Consider the following 16,197-nt stretch of genomic DNA (forward strand, 5'->3'; position numbering starts at 1 on the left):
TTAACGTCCGATTATCGCGTAAACTAAATCACGCCCGTCTGATTGTACAATACGGGTCTTCACTTGTAAAGCTGACTCCAGCTCTGAAAGTGTTATATCATCAAGGAAAACCTCTTCCTGTGCACGAAGCATTGTGCATGATAAAAGAAGATTATCTCCTAAATCTCTGTCCTTAAGCTGTGCAATAAGATCCTGTCCTGTGATAAGACCTGAAACAGTAATTTCCTCTCCGAAGAAATCATTAGTGATAGGCACAACCTCTACTGAAACTTTATTAAACTTTTCAGTAATTATATCTCCAAGCTCCTGCATAAATGGTGCTGCAAGTTTTCCTGTGGCAATGGTAACCTTGCGACGCTTCATGAAGAATGGCTTCTTAATATCCTCTAAAGCATCTAATACTTCCTCCTTTAAAAGACGAAGCATTCCTACACCATTTTCCAGCTGAATAAAGCCATCATATCTGTCTGCCTCAGGAAGAGGACGACCTGCTAAAATGTACCATTCATCTGAAGCCTGAACGAAGTGGTTTCCCACCTTTTCCATGGCAATCTTCTGCCACTTTTCAATTTGGTCAATGACAGCTCCTGCTTCCTCAGCAGTGTAGGTTCTCAGTGGGAAAAGCCCATCTCTAAACTTTGTAATACCTACAGGAACAACCGACATTGAACTCATTACTGGTGCAAATTGAAGTAAATCTCCAATTGTTCTATCAAGCTCTGGCCCGTCATTCAATCCTGGACATGAAACTACCTGAGCATTCATAGGAATCTCAGCTTCATAAAGCTTTCTAATCTTATCCAGTATATCTCCGGCAAATCGATTATGTAAAAGCTTCATTCTAAGCTCTGGATTTGTGGCATGAACAGAAATATTAATAGGTCCAAGCTTATATGCAATAATTCTATCCAAATCAGCCATCTTCATGTTTGTAAGAGTGACATAGTTACCCTGTAAGAATGATAGACGAGTGTCATCATCCTTAAAATAAAGAGTTTCTCTCATACCAGGTGGCATCTGATCAATAAAGCAGAATGCACACTTATTAGAGCAGGATTTATAATCATCCATAAGACCGTTACAGAAAATGACGCCAAGGTCCTCGCCTTCTTCCTTCTTCACGATAACAACACCTGTGCTGCCATCTTCATGAAGAAGCTCAACCGTGATATCTGCATCATCAGAATAATAATGATAATCAAAGATATCTACCAGCTCTACATTATTTATTTTTGTAATAATATCTCCAGGTACAAGCCCAGCTAAATGTGCTGGTGAGCCTTCCATTACCTGTTTAATTTTATGACTTGAATTTAACATATTGGTATATACTCAAATGCATTTTTATAATGCGTTAAATGTCCTTCCTCAATTGCTACTACATCAAACCTGACACTTGTATTTCCACTCACTCTATGTTGCATCATATAAACGTCAGCACATCGTGAGATTTTTCTCATTTTATTGAAGTTTACAGCTTCGGCGGCAGAGCCAGCCCTTTTGTTTTTGCGATATTTCACTTCTACAAAAACAAGATATTCTCCATCCTTTGCGACAATATCTATCTCGCCCATTTTACAGTAATAATTCTGTTCCAGAAGCCACATACCATTGCGTTTTAGATAATCTGCAGCAAGGCCTTCGAAATCATTTCCCTGTCTTCTATTATTCATATATCTTTATCTTCCAAGCTTAGCTTTAAGCTTTTCCATGTCGTTTACAAAGACTAAAATCTCCGCAACAACCTCATACAACTCCGGAGGAATGGCATCACCAATGTTTAACTTACTCAAAGTCTGAGCAAGCTCGTTGTCCTGATAAAAAGGAACATCTGCCTTTTTAGCCTCCTCGATAATCTGCTCTGCCACATATCCCTTACCGGAAGCAAGGATTTTAGGCGCAGCATCTCCAGCTTCATAGGAAAGTGCAACCGCTGTTTTATTTTTGTCGAATGTTTTTTCCTTTTCTCCAGCCATAATAAGTCCTCACGATTATTATGCTCTCATATCAAAGCTGTATCTATGAACTATACCATCTTTATTTGTATTTTCTGTTTCTATTGGAGGTGCTCCTAAGAAATCCTCCACAAAGCTTGTCTTTGGCTGACCACAAGTCATCTCTGAGGTACATGTAAAGCCTTTTGCGGCAAGCCTTTCAGTTAGAATATCAATATTGTCCTCTATAAGCTTTAACGCAGACTCATCAGCAAGATTCCATTTACAACCTACCTTCATCTCTTTTAAAGCTATGAAAACGTCTGTAGGCCCTAAATACTCCATATCAAAGTGAAGAAATGCTGTGATTTCCTCACCTTCTTCATAACTGCTTTTTTTGTTCTGACGAACATATAACATGCTATCTGTATTTTGATTGTACATTTTCAGAGGAATCTGCACAAAGTTATACATTTCATTAGCATTATTCATGAAATTGATATTCTGTTTTATTTCTGTAGTCTGATTCTTAATAGTCTCAGCAGCTTTATTGTTAAAGCTGGACATAAGCTTTTCTAATGCTTCTGTCTGCTTAAGAACTCTCTCATATAACTTTGATAGCTGACCTGCCTTGGTTACATCCTTTGGCTCCATAGTGAAACTGTCAGCAATTAGATTTTTGAGTAGCCCCTTATAAAGCGGAGCCTTTATTATATCATTTAATGTCTCTTTTGGAATATCTGGATGCTCATTTAAATAATCCGATATTTCGCGAAAGACCTCTTTTATATTGGCATCTGCCTTTAATGTGCCGTCCTCTCCGAAAATCTCAAGATTATCCTTAGGAAAATCAGGCATTGTGCTTAGTATTGTATTAAAGGAAGCAATCTGTTTTTCACCGGCAAAACTATTTAGCGTCTGTGTACCAATATTCTCCTGTATAACAGCATTTTTTGTCTGCTCTGCTACAACCTGAGCTTGTTGCTGAGTATTTGCTTCTTTGGCAATTTCAGCGCCTTCAGCAGCCTGCTCATCAGCCACAACTTCAGCAATAACCTGTCCCTGAAGCTGATTTAAGTTTTCTGTCACTACAGAATTCTGCTGTGCACCAATCACTTGAGGATTTATACCTTCATTTCCACTGTTGCTGAAATTCTGTACCTGCATGGCTTCCTGATTTGTTTGCTGTACAGCCTGTTCTTCACTAAACTGCCCCTGGGTTGCTATGCTTGGTGTAGATGCTTCTTCAGCACCATCAATAAATATATCTCTTAACTGGTTGTTTAAACTGATAACGTCACTGGTAGAGACCTCGTCAGAAGTCATCAATTCAGGAAGCATATCAGAAATTATATCAAAATTATTAGCTAGAGCAGCTTTATCATTGGCATAGTTTTGGAACATGGAAATATTCTCAGGCGTAAGTTCAAGCCCATATTTTGCCATGGTGACAAGGGTCTGAGGTTCCACCTGAGGATTATTAAGCATAGCTCTATTCATAACTGTCAAATTTTCAGGATTAATTGAAAGGGAATTCTGCATCAAAGAATTGACCATATTTATGGTCCTTTCATTAACAGAAATATTCGCCATATCAAGAGCCTTAAGAAGTGTGGGATTAGCATCAAGGCTATTCAAAGAAACGGGACGAATTTGAACTAAATTCCCGTCGTTACTCTTTACCTGAAAGAAAACAGACTGACCGGGCACAAGACTAACGCCAGAATCCAGACGTGCAGTCATAGTTTGACCATTGGCAAGCCCAATAGTAACCTTGCCATTATCAACAGAATTGACAGAGCCTTCGAAAATCTCTCCCTCCTTTAGGTTGTCTGTAACAGAACCTGTAAGAGACTGACTCTGGCTCATCTTTGTGGTATCGGCAGCGTTAATATTGTAGCCGTTACCATATGGATTAAGCCCAGTATTGATGTTCATAACTCACCCCTGCAAACTTAAACAAAGTTTCCTATAAAAGATCTTCTATGTATAGGACATGGACCATATTTTTTCAAAGCTTCAATATGCTCTGCTGAACCATATCCCTTGTTATTTGCAAAATGATATTCAGGATAAATACTATCGTACTCAACCATCATTCTATCTCTGGTAACCTTAGCAATAATGCTGGCAGCACCGATAGAAATTGATTTAGCATCACCTTTGATAATAGGAACCTGTGGTATTTTTACCTGTGGTATTGTTACCGCATCATTAAGAAGCATTTGAGGTTCAACCTTGCTTTCTTCAATGGCCTGTCTCATTGCTTCGTAAGTAGCCTGAAGAATATTGATTTCATCAATTCGAGCTTCTGATGCAGCACCTATACTAACGGAAACTGCCTTTTCCATAATCTCTTCGTAAAGCTCTTCACGTTTTGCAGCAGAAAGCTTTTTCGAATCATTGATGTAAAGTATGTCACAGTCCTTAGGTAAAATAACGCAAGCAGTAACAACAGGACCTGCAAGAGGACCTCTTCCAACTTCATCTATACCACCGATGAAATCATACTGCTCCCAATATTTGTATTCGAATTCTTTAAGACGTTCGATACGCTCCTTTTCGAGACGTAACTTTTCCATCTTTTTTTGAGCCTGACCAATAATCTTAGAAACGCCAGGTCTTCCATCATCGATATATTCCTGAATAAAATCAGGAAGAATATCAATATCCGCCGCTTTGAATTCCTTTTGAATATCAGTAATCTTCTTTTCGCTCATGATTATTCAATATTGTCTACAAGACCAAAGTCTTTAAAAGGATAAACCCTAAGCCAAGCCTTGCCAACAATATCATCTCCCTTTATATTTCCAACAGCTTCAAATCTTGAATCTGTACTGTTGTTACGATTATCACCAAGAACGAAATACTCATCTGGTCCAAGGAGAATATCTGTATTTGCTAAACCAGCATTTAAGATAGTCTCAGTACCATAGCTTTCCTCAAGGAGCTCATCATTTATATAGATATTTCCAGAACCATCAATATAAACCCATTCTCCTGGGAGACCTATAACTCTTTTGATATAGTATGTATCCTCCTCGTACTTATATGGGAATACAACCACATCAAAACGCTCTGGATCATGAATTCTGTAGCTAATTTTATCTACAATAAGATTGTCGCCATCTGTAAGTGTATCTTCCATAGAAGAACCACTAACAACAGTTCTCTGACCGATAAACTGTGTAATCAAAAATACAACTAAAAAACAAACCAGTACGTTTATGATTACGCTGAGTATCTCTCTAACAATAACACCCTTTGTAATAGGCTCTTCTTCCTCTTCAAAAACTTCACCTTTGCTTCTTGAAGGTTTTGTCTCAGAAGGAGAGTTATCTACATTACGTCTAGCTCTTTCAATATCCTTTTTAATCTGTTCTTCTTCGTTAAAGTCAATTACGTTGTTCATTTTTACGGCCTTTCAAGTGATATATTTCCTAAGCTTCCATTTCTGAATTCGTCAATCAATACTGCTGCTGCTTTGTCAAAATCAAGCTCCGAACCCTTCTTTACAAAGTTTCTTTTTGCAGCAATTTCAGAGATGATTTCATGATTAACAGCATCCTCATTAATCTCATAGCGCTTGTTAAGTATTCCTGGATAATTCTCCTTAAGGAAATCTGCAAGCTCTAAAGAAAGCTCTCTAGTCTCAATTATTGCATCGTTAATAGAACCAATAAATGCTAAGTGAAGTCCAACTGTATTATCTTCGAACTTTGGCCAAAGAATACCTGGAGTATCCAAAAGCTCTACTGATTTATTAAGCTTAATCCATTGTTTACCCTTTGTAACACCTGGCTTGTTTCCAGTTTTAGCAACTGCTCTTCCGGCAAAGGAATTGATAAATGTAGACTTTCCTACATTTGGAATACCAACTACCATGGCTCTTACAGGTCTATTCTTAATACCACGTTTTCTGTCTCTCTCAAATTTAGCTGCGCAAACTTCATCTAATGTAGCTTGCACACCCTTCATGTTTTTTCTGTCACGGGAATCAAGCTCTACGCAGTAGAATCCCTGTGCTTTAAAGTATTCTTTCCATTTTTGATTGACGCTCTTGTCTGCTAAATCAGATTTATTCAAAAGAATAAGTCTAAGCTTTCCGTTTGCAAGGCCGTTAATATCGGGATTACGGCTGGAAACTGGACAACGAGCATCAATAACCTCTATTACTAAATCTATAAGTTTAATATCTTCCTGCATCTGACGCTTTGCTTTCGTCATATGCCCTGGATACCATTGAAATTCCATAAATCACCTCTAGAATGGATATTTCATCCATACCCTTCCTAAAATATCTTCACTGGCAACAAAGCCCACACTTTCGTATCTTGAATCCTCGGAAGAATTACGGTTGTCTCCAAGAACAAAATACTGATCCTCCATAAGAGTAATTGGTGCAGCAGCAATACCAGGATTCTCAATTCGCTCTACTTCAAGATTTTCTTTGTAAAGCTCATCATTTATATAAATACGGCCATTATTAATGTATATAGTGTCTCCAGGAGTTGCGATTACTCTTTTTACACTATAACTGGCGTTTACATTAGATTTTGGCTTGAATGCAATGACATCTGATTGCTGAGGCTTAGAAAACTTGTAAGCAATAGTATTTACAAGTAATATATCGGATGTTTGGTAGGTAGGTTCCATAGATGCATTAGCACATTCTACCTGTTTTCCGAAAGAAATTACCACGCCATAAGCTAAGGCAATAACAAGAGCCAATTCCAAAGCAAAGATTAGAATATATCTAACCTTATCAAAATCTATCTTTCTACGTCTTCTCCTAAAGTTAAGACCGTCTTTTTTCTTAAATAATCTACCTTTTAAAAATCCTTTATCTGATGAAAACATACAATATCCCTTTTTAATCTTTAGTATAAATATACCGCACTTTGAGTATAATTTCCATTAAAAGTCCTTAAAAGTAAAAGAACAGCCACATTTAGTGACTGTTCCATGAATTTCGAGATTAGATTCTCTCCTTAACCTTTGCCTTCTTACCTGTAAGATCTCTGAGGTAGTAAAGCTTAGCTCTACGAACCTTACCCTTACGAACTACTTCGATCTTCTCAACGTTAGGGCTGTGAAGTGGCCAAGTCTTCTCTACACCAACACCGTTTGATGACTTACGAACTGTGAATGTCTCACGGTTGCTGCCGCCCTGTCTCTTAATAACTGTACCCTCGAAAACCTGTGTACGAGTACGGTTACCCTCAACGATACGACCGTAAACCTTAACTGTGTCTCCAACCTGGAACTCAGGAAGCTCTGCCTTAAGCTCAGCAGCTTCGATGTTTCTAATAATCTCGTTTGCGTTCATTTTATTTCCTCCTAAACTCGCGACGTTCTTGAAATGCCCTATTGCATATCAGAGGACCATCTCTTCTTTTAGCAACTCTAGTATAATAACACGGATTGTGCTATTTATCAACATTAGATTCTAAATATTTCTCATATAAATCTGGACGTCTTTCTTTAGTTCTAAGGATTGACTGCTCTTTTCTCCAGGCATCTACCTTTGCATGGTCACCAGAAAGTAAAATTGGTGGAACCTTTCTATCATTCCATGTCTCTGGGCGGGAATACTGAGGATATTCCAATAAGTTGTTCTCTAATGATTCATCCTCTCCTGACTCAGAATTTGTAAGAACACCTGGTACCATACGAGATATTGCATCTATCATTACAAGGGATGGAAGCTCACCACCTGTAAGTACATAATCGCCAATTGAATAGTACTCATCTACTATTTCCTCTAATACACGCTCATCAATGCCTTCATAGTGGCCACATAATAAGCAAATATCTTCTTTGAGCGCAAGCTCTTTAGCGTTCTGCTGCTTAAAAAGCTGCCCCTGGGGAGTAAGGTAAATACAATGAACCTTATGACCTGCCTTCTCACAGATAGCCTTATAGGCATCATAAATAGGCTGAGCCTGCATAACCATGCCTGCACCACCGCCATAAGGATAATCATCTACTTTTTTATGCTTATCAAGAGTGTAATCTCGAATGTTAACTGCCTCAAAAGATATTGCACCAGCATTCTTGGCACGACCTAAAATACTGGTATTCAAGGCATCCTCTATCATTTCTGGGAAAAGGGTTAAAATATAATACTTCATGCTAATCCATCAATCCCTTCAATAAATGTATATCTACTCGACGTGCATCCACATCTACCTTCAAGATACAGTCCTTGATAGCGGGAAGAAGAACATTTCCTCCATTTACAAGCTCAATGTCATAGACATCATTAGCACCTGTCTCCATTACGTCAGATATCTCACCAAACTTCTCATCAGGATTTTCATCTGTATATACCTCACAGCCAATTAAATCTGCGATGAAATATTCATCCTTTTTAAGAGCTACACGATTTTCCTTTGTGACGTAAAGACCCTTGCCCTTATATTTTTCGATATCATTGATATTATCAATTCCCTTAAACTTAAGAATAACAAGATTCTTCTGTGGACGGGCGTTTTCTACTTCAAGCTCTATATAGCCATCTTTGCCGCCATCTAACAAAAGATGCTTCATACCCTTAAAACGGGAAATATCATCTGTAAGAGGAAATACCTTTACCTCTCCTTTAATACCATGAGTCTGTGTAATTGAACCAACCTGAAATAATTCTTCCAAATATGCCTCCTAATTAGTAAAAATCTTAATTAAAAAATATAAAAGTGCTACCACGATAATAACACCTGCTTCGATATAAGTCCATTTTCGCTTTTTGTAATACTTTTCTACAGCAATATCCAATTCAGATTTTGCTCCCTCAGGAATTATACATTCTGTAAGGTATTTTTCAAGCCCAACACTAGTAAGAATTTCAACTGCAAAATCCCAATCTGCAGCAGGAACAAGTAATACACTACTCTTGTGAACAAGATTTTCATTAGCTAAATAAAAGCGATTTTTTAAATCCTGCACATAGACTTCAAGTCCCTCATTGCTGAGAGACTTGAAAGCATGCTGTAATACTTCTGATGAATCAGAAGATATAATCGTTCTTAAATATCCAAAATCATTCATAATTATTTATCATCATATAAGTGACATCTTACAACATGTCCGTTACCCATATCCTTTGGCTCTGGAGCAACTTCCTTACAAATGCCCATGCACTCTGAACATCTTGTATGGAACTTACATCCCTTAGGAGGATTAGCAGGGGATGGAATATCTCCTTCAAGAATTACTCTATCCTTCTTAAGGTCTGGGTCAGGCATTGGGATAGCTGAGAAAAGTGCCTTTGTATAAGGATGAAGAGGATTTGCAAAAATATCCTCTGTCTTACCTGTCTCAACAAGTCCGCCAAGGTACATAACACCAACTGTATCAGAGATATGCTCTACAACAGAAAGGTCATGTGAAATGAATAAGTATGTAAGGCCTCTATCCTTCTGAAGCTTTCTAAGAAGGTTAATTACCTGCGCCTGAATAGAAACATCAAGAGCAGATACTGGCTCATCACATACGATAAAATCAGGATTAAGCGCAAGTGCACGAGCGATACATACACGCTGTCTCTGTCCACCTGAGAACTCATGAGGATATCTATCCTTATGGTGCTCCTGAAGACCGCACTCCTTCATAATCTTTGAGATGTATTCATCGTATTCAGCAGCAGGAACAAGACCATGCTCTCTAACTGCCTCGCCAATAATCTCACCGATTGGAAGACGTGGTGAAAGTGATGAATAAGGATCCTGGAAAACAATCTGCATCTTTGTACGAAGTTCTCTAAGTTCCTTTTTGCTCTTAGCATTTACATCCTCGCCATTGAAGATAACCTCACCGTCAGTCTTCTCTAAAAGACGAAGGATTGTACGACCTGTAGTAGATTTACCACAACCAGACTCACCTACGAGACCCATTGTAGTACCTCTTTCGATTTTAAATGAAACGTCATCTACAGCCTTTACATTTCCTGTTACACCGCCAAAGAAGCCACCCTTTATAGGGAAGTATTTCTTGAGGTGATTGACTTCTAAGATATAATCTTTCTCGTTACTCATGTCTCTCACCCTCCTCTTTGCATCTGTAACATCTTACCATGTGTGTATCTGAGATATAGTATTCCTCAGGGAACTCGCCATTGCAGCATTCCATACACATATCACATCTATCTTTAAAATAGCAATAATCTGGCATGTTAACTGGGTTTGGAACAGAACCAGGGATCGAGTAAAGCTCATCTACCTTCTGTCCAACAACTGGCTTAGACTTCATAAGACCAATTGTGTAAGGATGACGTGGGTCCTTGAAGATTTCTCTTGCTGTACCCTTTTCAACTACACGACCAGCATACATAACAACTACATAATCAGCCATCTCAGCAACAACACCTAAGTCGTGAGTGATGAGCATGATTGAGCTGTTGATTCTGTCCTTAAGATCACGAAGAAGGTCAAGAATCTGTGCCTGAATAGTAACATCAAGAGCTGTTGTAGGCTCATCAGCTACGATAAGCTTTGGCTCGCAGGCAAGAGCCATAGCGATACAGATACGCTGTCTCATACCACCTGAAAGCTCATGTGGGTACATGCTATAAACGCCTTCCTTGTTGGCGATACCAACCATACCAAGCATCTCGATTGTACGAGCCTTTACTTCATCATCTGTCATCTCTGGACGGTGAAGCTTGATAACCTCATCAATCTGAGCACCTACTCTGAATACAGGATTAAGTGCTGTCATTGGCTCCTGGAAAATCATAGCCATCTTGTTTCCACGAAGCTCCTGCATCTTAGATGCTGGGGCATTTACAACATTGACACACTCGTCACCAGAGTTGAAACGAATTTCACCTGAAACTGTCTGCCCCTGTGGACGCTGTACAAGCTGAAGCATAGAAAGTGATGTAACTGACTTACCACAGCCTGACTCACCTACGATACCAACAGTCTTACCCTGTGGTACGTTAAATGAAACACCATCTACAGCCTTTACTGTTCCGATATCAGTAAAGAAGTATGTATGAACATCATCAAACTCAACGCAGTTCTCTGTGTTCTTCATCTTTGTAATATATTCCTCTTCTGGAATATGCTTTCTATTTCTCTTAGCCTCGAATTCCTTTGTAATCTTTCGATTCTCTTTTGAAATCTTACGGGATTCCTTGGCTGATATATAATTTACATTTTTCTTTGCCATGTTATCACCTCTATTATCTCTTCATCTTTGGATCGAAAGCATCACGAAGGCCGTCACCAATAAAGTTAAATGCAAGTACTGTAAGTAGAATAAGAATACCAGCTGGAATCCATACGAATAAGTAGTTTGTCATTACATATGAATCGTTAACTGCATTGATAATATTTCCCCAAGAAGCTGCTGGGTACTTAACACCAAGTCCAAGGAATGAAAGTGTTGACTCAGCAAGGATAACTGAACCGATATCCATTGAAGCAAATACTACAAGCTGTGGAATTACATTAGGAATAAGGTGCTTGAACACACGTCTCTTAATGCTGATACCACAAGCCTCGCAAGCTGTCATAAATTCCTGCTCTCTGAGTGATAAAATTTGTCCTCTAATGATACGGGCAATACCTACCCATCCGATGAGACCCATAAGGATACACAGGTAGAAAATACGCACACCAGCGCCTACCTTGTAGAAGTCCATGATTGAACCGATGATAAGGTAAAGTGGCATTGAAGGTACGCAGTAAATAATATCTACAAGTCTCATAAGAAGTGTATCTACCCAACCTCCAAAGTAACCAGCGAAACCACCTACAATAATACCAAGGCAAAGCTCGATTGCTACTACTACGAAACCAATAAGAAGGGAAATTCTACCACCATACATAAGACGCGCAAGAAGATCCATACCATTTGCATCTGTACCAACCCAGTGCTTTGAAGAAGGACGTTCGAACTGATTAATTACGCTTGTATTCTTATATTTAGTAATCTCATACTGACCATTTGTATTTGCCACCTGATATTCCTCATCATTAAAATCAAATGATTCAGCATTATCAGCGATTGCTTTAACAACTGCCTCTCTGAAATCAATAGAAATAGCAACACCATTTTCTACAGCATTGATACTGTAAGATGTAACATAGGCAACATCTTCTCCTGAAGCGTTTCTAACCATTGTACCAGAGCCATGCTCCTCTACTGTGTATGACTCACCGTTATAATCAAAGCTTGTTTCGCCATTAGCTCTTGCAGCAACCATAGCAGCTGTAAGACCAGACTCTACTAAGCCACCTTCAGGAGCATAAGCCTGAAGCTTGCATACATAAGCAAGGCTCTTGCTTCCATCAGCACTGGCAATTTCAAATATATCATTATTTAACTCATTAAGAGCGAATGTAGAACCATCACGAGTCTCGATTGTAGGCTCTTTTTTAACAAGTGCACGGATAAGCTTTGAGCTAATATCCTTTGGAAGCTCAACACCGTCATTTGCAAAAACCTGGTACTCAGTAATCTCTGTTGCGCCAGCATAATCCTTTTTCATCTCCTCAGATGTATAGAAAACCTCACTCTGAGAATAAGGAACAACAACACCACCTAAAAAGGCAAATAAAAACATACAAATAATAATAACAAGACCTGTAATTGCAAGCTTGTTTCTAAAGAAACGCTTTGCAACCATCATTCCAGGAGAAAGTACCTGAACGCGGTTAGCATCATCAAGCGCAAGCTCTTCGCTATTATTTACATTCTTTTCTTCACTCACGTTACTTTCCTCCTTAATTAACTCTTACTCGTGGGTCAACTACTGCATAAAGAATATCAGCAATAAGGTTGCCCAAAAGAATAAGCATTGCAAAGAATAACATATAGAACATTACAAAAGGAATATCACCCTGAATAATGCACTGATATGATGTGTATCCAATTCCTGGAATCTGGAACAATGTCTCAGTAATCATAGCACCACCAAAAAGACCAGGCAAAGTTCCACCAAGCAAGGTGATAATTGGAATAAGAATGTTTCTAAATGCGTGGTAATTTACTACTCTGCTTTCAGGAAGACCCTTTGCACGAGCTGTACGAATATAATCTGCATTAAGTACCTCAAGCATATTTGTACGTGTGTAACGCATCAATGAACCAACGCTAACAATAGTAAGTGTAATTGCAGGAAGCACAAGATGATATGCCATATCAAGAATCTTTCCACCGGTAGAAAGGTTCATGTAATTTCGACCTACAATACCATATAAATCAAAAATATTAAGCTTTACAGCAAAAATCCACTTAAGAACAGTTGCAAAGAAAAAGCTTGGAAGTGAAATACCGATAAGAGCAAATACTGTAATGGCATAGTCTGCACCAGAATACTGCTTTCTTGCTGCAATAACACCAAGAGGAATTGCTATACAAATCTCAAGGATAAATGAAGCAAGTGAAAGTGCAAATGAATACCAAATTACACTAGAAAACTTCTCAAGTACTGGCATGTTGAAGTACCAGCTATCACCAAAATCACGCTGAGTAATAAGCTTAACAAACCATTTAAGATATCCCTGTACAATACCTACGTCCAAACCATAGGCTGCGTTTAATTGATCGAGCCACTCCTGATAGCTCTTTGCTCCTGGCTTCTGTGAAAGAGCCATAGCTTTCTGTTCTACGAAAGATGTAGGCATGCATCTCATGATTGCATAGATAATCATCGATACGAAGAACAAGATAACGATTGATAATAATAATCGTCTGATCACAAATTTCTTCATGACACTAAAATTCCTTTCTTATTATTCCCCTTTATTTCATAAATAAAGATATTTTATGGTGAGACAAATAAAGGACTAATGCCCTTTACCAAATTCAATAACTCATCCCATCATAAAATACCTTTATTATTTGAGTTTATTAAAGGTAGTTTTAATCAAAAAATTAAGCAAAATATTTCCTAGGGCTATTATACACAAGCCCTAGGAAATAAAGAATACTTAAATTACTTCATCTCAAGTGTAGCAAGATCATCCATCCAAATCCAGAATGGTGTTGGATCCTTTACAAGAGAATCAATATTAACTCTCTCTGATGAGTAAAGAACTGCATTCTGTCTCTGGTATGTAGGAATTTCTACTGCATAATCTACAATATAATCAAGACATTCCTTATAAACAGCCTTTCTGTAAGACTGATCATCGCTAGTTCTAGCATCTTCGATAAGAGCATCAAGCTCTGGCTCGTTTACCTCATAGTGAGTTGTACCACCCTTGCTGTGGTATACCTGATACATATCAGGATCTGGAGTAGCACCCCAAGCTGCACACCACATTTCTGCAGTCTTTGCATTAAGAGCATCCCAAAGAACTGAAGAATCTGAAAGATCGTTAATTACAAGTTCAAAACCAATCTTTGCAAGTGATTCCTTAGCACCTGTAAGAATTCCAAATGCTGGATGATCACCGTTTCCACCACCAGGAATCATAGCCTCGTATGAAAGCTTTGCACCAGCTGGAGCTGCTGTAAGCTTACCATCTGTAACTGTATAACCAGCTGCCTCGAAGTAACCAAGTGCTGCATTAAGAGCTGCCTCGTACTTCTCATCATCTGACATACCATCTGTATAAATTGGATCACCATTTACATCCTTAGAGAATGCAATTTCATAATCTGGGTCAGACTTCTGTGGAGCTGCCCAAGAAGAATTAGAGATAGGATACTGAATTACTTCAGCTGCATCTCCATAGTATGAATCAATAACTACATCACGGTATGCAGCAATAACTGTTGCGATAGCCTTACGAAGATTCTTAGATTCCTCTGAACCCTGATCATTACCAACCTTAACATTCTTTGCACACATACCGATGTAACCATAACCGAGGTTATCAGCAAGTGTAGCTGTAAGAACATCACCAGCCAGCTCTCCATTAGAGTTCTCACCAGCAATCTGCTCTGCTGCTGCCTTAGACATTGAAGGCTCAGCTAAATCGATTGTTCCCTGAAGTACACCAGGAATCTTATCAGCCTCCTGTGTCTCCTTAAACTGAAGATACTTAATCTTTGGAGCACCAAGGAAATAATTTTCATTTGCTTCAAGATAAGCAACCTTGTTCTTATACTCTACAAACTTGTAAGGACCAGCACCAAGTGGCTTAGTAGTCTTTTCTCTTACAATTGAAAGATCGTTCTTAGGGAAACCAAACTTGTTGTTATCATAGTCATAAAGTGACTTGTCACCATAGTAGTGTAATGGAGCAATTGCAGTACCAAGCTTTTCGATAGCTGGAGCAGAGAACTCTTCTACAGTAATCTGCATTGAGTAATCACCAGTCTTAACAATACCTTCGATATGATCTGCAGACTCACCAGTCTCAACACCTGTTGTAGACATTGCAACTACATCTGCTGGGAATGAATCAGCGATTGTAACTGAAGCTGCTTCCTTATCCATAGAAGCAAAATTCCAACCATACTGCTCACCAATTGCAAGGAAGAAATCCTCTGTAGTAGCACCAGCTGGAAGCTCAAAGCCCCAACCTGCAGCTGCAGCTGTTACATCTCCTTCTGCAACACCAGCATTTTCTACCATATAATCAACGATTGACTGAGTGAACTCAGCACCCTTTGTCTCAACTGCATCCCAGAAAGCCTTCTGCTGCTCTTCTGTGAAGTTAGTGAAATCTGTGTTGTCCTTACCTGCCTCAGCAATAAGAGTAGAAAGTGTAGAAACACCGCTTCTATACTCTTCCATTCCCTTTACAGGAAGTGAAGCAAATGTAGAAGGTCCATCATATGTAGGATCTGATACTACATAGAATGAAAAGATAACATCATCGATAGTAACAGGCTCTCCATCAGAGAACTTTAAATCATCTCTAATCTCAATATCATAAGTAACTGAGCCATCTTCATTCTCGTTAACCTTGATATTAGATGGTGTGTAATATGTGTACTCTGTACCATTGTACTCAGCCTTATAGCCATCGATACCTTCTAAGATATACTGACCAGCACGGTCTACTCCAAGAAGACCAATCTGTACACACTTATCATCCAAATACATATCTGGATGTGATTCAGCGAAGAATGGGCTGAATTTCTGGCTCATAGCATCCCAACCGATAACAAGTGGAGTGTCAGAGCCATTGCTTGCGCCGGATTCTGATTTTCCAGCATCGTCTGCCTTCTTGCCACAAGCAACCATAGAAAGTGCCATTGTAGCTACAAGAAGAAGCGAAACAATCTTTTTCTTTTTCATAAGAATTCCTCCTATTATTTATATTTACACCCTTAATATATTCCCGGGAGCAAATTA

General features: G+C 38.8%; 17 protein-coding genes. All 17 read right to left on the minus strand.

Annotation, left to right across the window (positions count from 1 at the left end; translation table 11 throughout):
- Complete coding sequence (locus BMZ41_RS01230; RefSeq protein ID WP_090166375.1) at positions 1–1,320, minus strand: DUF512 domain-containing protein; 1,320 nt, start codon at positions 1,318–1,320, stop codon at positions 1–3.
- Positions 1,314–1,673 (minus strand): YraN family protein, encoded by a 360-nt coding sequence (locus tag BMZ41_RS01235; RefSeq protein WP_090166373.1) that lies wholly within the window; start codon positions 1,671–1,673, stop codon positions 1,314–1,316. The genes BMZ41_RS01230 and BMZ41_RS01235 overlap by 7 nt, the downstream gene beginning before the upstream one ends.
- 6 nt (positions 1,674–1,679) lie before the next feature.
- The gene (locus tag BMZ41_RS01240; protein WP_090166371.1) at positions 1,680–1,976 is read right to left on the minus strand and encodes an EscU/YscU/HrcU family type III secretion system export apparatus switch protein; all 297 of its coding nucleotides are present in this window, start codon (positions 1,974–1,976) and stop codon (positions 1,680–1,682) included.
- Between the two features lie 18 nt (positions 1,977–1,994).
- The gene (locus tag BMZ41_RS01245; RefSeq protein ID WP_090166369.1) at positions 1,995–3,872 is read right to left on the minus strand and encodes a flagellar hook-length control protein FliK; all 1,878 of its coding nucleotides are present in this window, start codon (positions 3,870–3,872) and stop codon (positions 1,995–1,997) included.
- 17 nt (positions 3,873–3,889) lie between these two features.
- Positions 3,890–4,654 (minus strand): ribonuclease HII, encoded by a 765-nt coding sequence (locus BMZ41_RS01250; RefSeq protein WP_090526480.1) that lies wholly within the window; start codon positions 4,652–4,654, stop codon positions 3,890–3,892.
- A gap of 2 nt (positions 4,655–4,656) precedes the next feature.
- Positions 4,657–5,190, minus strand: coding sequence for a signal peptidase I (gene lepB / locus BMZ41_RS01255; RefSeq protein WP_090166759.1), 534 nt, complete (start codon positions 5,188–5,190; stop codon positions 4,657–4,659).
- 158 nt (positions 5,191–5,348) lie between these two features.
- Positions 5,349–6,188: a ribosome biogenesis GTPase YlqF gene (ylqF, locus tag BMZ41_RS01260; RefSeq protein ID WP_090166365.1), complete on the minus strand. Its 840-nt coding sequence runs from the start codon at positions 6,186–6,188 to the stop codon at positions 5,349–5,351.
- Between the two features lie 9 nt (positions 6,189–6,197).
- The gene (gene lepB, locus BMZ41_RS01265; protein ID WP_090166362.1) at positions 6,198–6,794 is read right to left on the minus strand and encodes a signal peptidase I; all 597 of its coding nucleotides are present in this window, start codon (positions 6,792–6,794) and stop codon (positions 6,198–6,200) included.
- Positions 6,795–6,912: 118 nt separating this feature from the next.
- Positions 6,913–7,263, minus strand: a complete 351-nt coding sequence (rplS, locus tag BMZ41_RS01270) for a 50S ribosomal protein L19 (protein WP_028246997.1) — start codon at positions 7,261–7,263, stop codon at positions 6,913–6,915.
- Positions 7,264–7,363: 100 nt separating this feature from the next.
- Positions 7,364–8,068 carry a tRNA (guanosine(37)-N1)-methyltransferase TrmD gene (trmD, locus tag BMZ41_RS01275; RefSeq protein WP_090166360.1) on the minus strand — a complete coding sequence of 235 codons (705 nt, stop codon included), beginning with the start codon at positions 8,066–8,068 and terminating at the stop codon, positions 7,364–7,366.
- 1 nt (position 8,069) lies between these two features.
- The gene (rimM, locus tag BMZ41_RS01280; protein WP_090166357.1) at positions 8,070–8,588 is read right to left on the minus strand and encodes a ribosome maturation factor RimM; all 519 of its coding nucleotides are present in this window, start codon (positions 8,586–8,588) and stop codon (positions 8,070–8,072) included.
- 9 nt (positions 8,589–8,597) lie between these two features.
- On the minus strand, positions 8,598–8,984 hold the full coding sequence (locus tag BMZ41_RS01285) for a hypothetical protein (protein ID WP_090166355.1): 387 nt from the start codon (positions 8,982–8,984) through the stop codon (positions 8,598–8,600).
- 2 nt (positions 8,985–8,986) lie between these two features.
- Positions 8,987–9,970, minus strand: coding sequence for an ABC transporter ATP-binding protein (locus BMZ41_RS01290; RefSeq protein ID WP_090166352.1), 984 nt, complete (start codon positions 9,968–9,970; stop codon positions 8,987–8,989).
- On the minus strand, positions 9,963–11,108 hold the full coding sequence (locus tag BMZ41_RS01295; protein WP_090526482.1) for an ABC transporter ATP-binding protein: 1,146 nt from the start codon (positions 11,106–11,108) through the stop codon (positions 9,963–9,965). Before BMZ41_RS01295 ends, BMZ41_RS01290 begins: the two co-directional genes overlap by 8 nt.
- Before the next feature lie 13 nt (positions 11,109–11,121).
- Complete coding sequence (locus BMZ41_RS01300) at positions 11,122–12,654, minus strand: ABC transporter permease (protein WP_090526484.1); 1,533 nt, start codon at positions 12,652–12,654, stop codon at positions 11,122–11,124.
- A 13-nt stretch (positions 12,655–12,667) separates the two neighbouring features.
- Positions 12,668–13,657, minus strand: coding sequence for an ABC transporter permease (locus tag BMZ41_RS01305; protein WP_090166348.1), 990 nt, complete (start codon positions 13,655–13,657; stop codon positions 12,668–12,670).
- 224 nt (positions 13,658–13,881) lie between these two features.
- Positions 13,882–16,140, minus strand: a complete 2,259-nt coding sequence (locus BMZ41_RS01310; RefSeq protein ID WP_090166346.1) for an ABC transporter substrate-binding protein — start codon at positions 16,138–16,140, stop codon at positions 13,882–13,884.
- Positions 16,141–16,197 lie beyond the last annotated feature (57 nt).

Source organism: Pseudobutyrivibrio sp. UC1225, assembly GCF_900115215.1.
GTDB lineage: Bacteria > Bacillota > Clostridia > Lachnospirales > Lachnospiraceae > Pseudobutyrivibrio.

What these genes read in the sequence shown, in the direction of transcription:
- rplS (WP_028246997.1), bottom strand. Translation starts at nt 7,263, where the DNA reads ATGAACGCAAACGAGATTATTAGAAACATCGAAGCTGCTGAGCTTAAG.
- lepB (WP_090166362.1), bottom strand. Translation starts at nt 6,794, where the DNA reads ATGTTTTCATCAGATAAAGGATTTTTAAAAGGTAGATTATTTAAGAAA.
- trmD (WP_090166360.1), bottom strand. Translation starts at nt 8,068, where the DNA reads ATGAAGTATTATATTTTAACCCTTTTCCCAGAAATGATAGAGGATGCC.
- BMZ41_RS01295 (WP_090526482.1), bottom strand. Translation starts at nt 11,108, where the DNA reads ATGGCAAAGAAAAATGTAAATTATATATCAGCCAAGGAATCCCGTAAG.
- BMZ41_RS01240 (WP_090166371.1), bottom strand. Translation starts at nt 1,976, where the DNA reads ATGGCTGGAGAAAAGGAAAAAACATTCGACAAAAATAAAACAGCGGTT.
- ylqF (WP_090166365.1), bottom strand. Translation starts at nt 6,188, where the DNA reads ATGGAATTTCAATGGTATCCAGGGCATATGACGAAAGCAAAGCGTCAG.
- BMZ41_RS01235 (WP_090166373.1), bottom strand. Translation starts at nt 1,673, where the DNA reads ATGAATAATAGAAGACAGGGAAATGATTTCGAAGGCCTTGCTGCAGAT.
- BMZ41_RS01250 (WP_090526480.1), bottom strand. Translation starts at nt 4,654, where the DNA reads ATGAGCGAAAAGAAGATTACTGATATTCAAAAGGAATTCAAAGCGGCG.
- BMZ41_RS01230 (WP_090166375.1), bottom strand. Translation starts at nt 1,320, where the DNA reads ATGTTAAATTCAAGTCATAAAATTAAACAGGTAATGGAAGGCTCACCA.
- BMZ41_RS01305 (WP_090166348.1), bottom strand. Translation starts at nt 13,657, where the DNA reads ATGAAGAAATTTGTGATCAGACGATTATTATTATCAATCGTTATCTTG.
- BMZ41_RS01245 (WP_090166369.1), bottom strand. Translation starts at nt 3,872, where the DNA reads ATGAACATCAATACTGGGCTTAATCCATATGGTAACGGCTACAATATT.
- BMZ41_RS01310 (WP_090166346.1), bottom strand. Translation starts at nt 16,140, where the DNA reads ATGAAAAAGAAAAAGATTGTTTCGCTTCTTCTTGTAGCTACAATGGCA.
- BMZ41_RS01290 (WP_090166352.1), bottom strand. Translation starts at nt 9,970, where the DNA reads ATGAGTAACGAGAAAGATTATATCTTAGAAGTCAATCACCTCAAGAAA.
- BMZ41_RS01285 (WP_090166355.1), bottom strand. Translation starts at nt 8,984, where the DNA reads ATGAATGATTTTGGATATTTAAGAACGATTATATCTTCTGATTCATCA.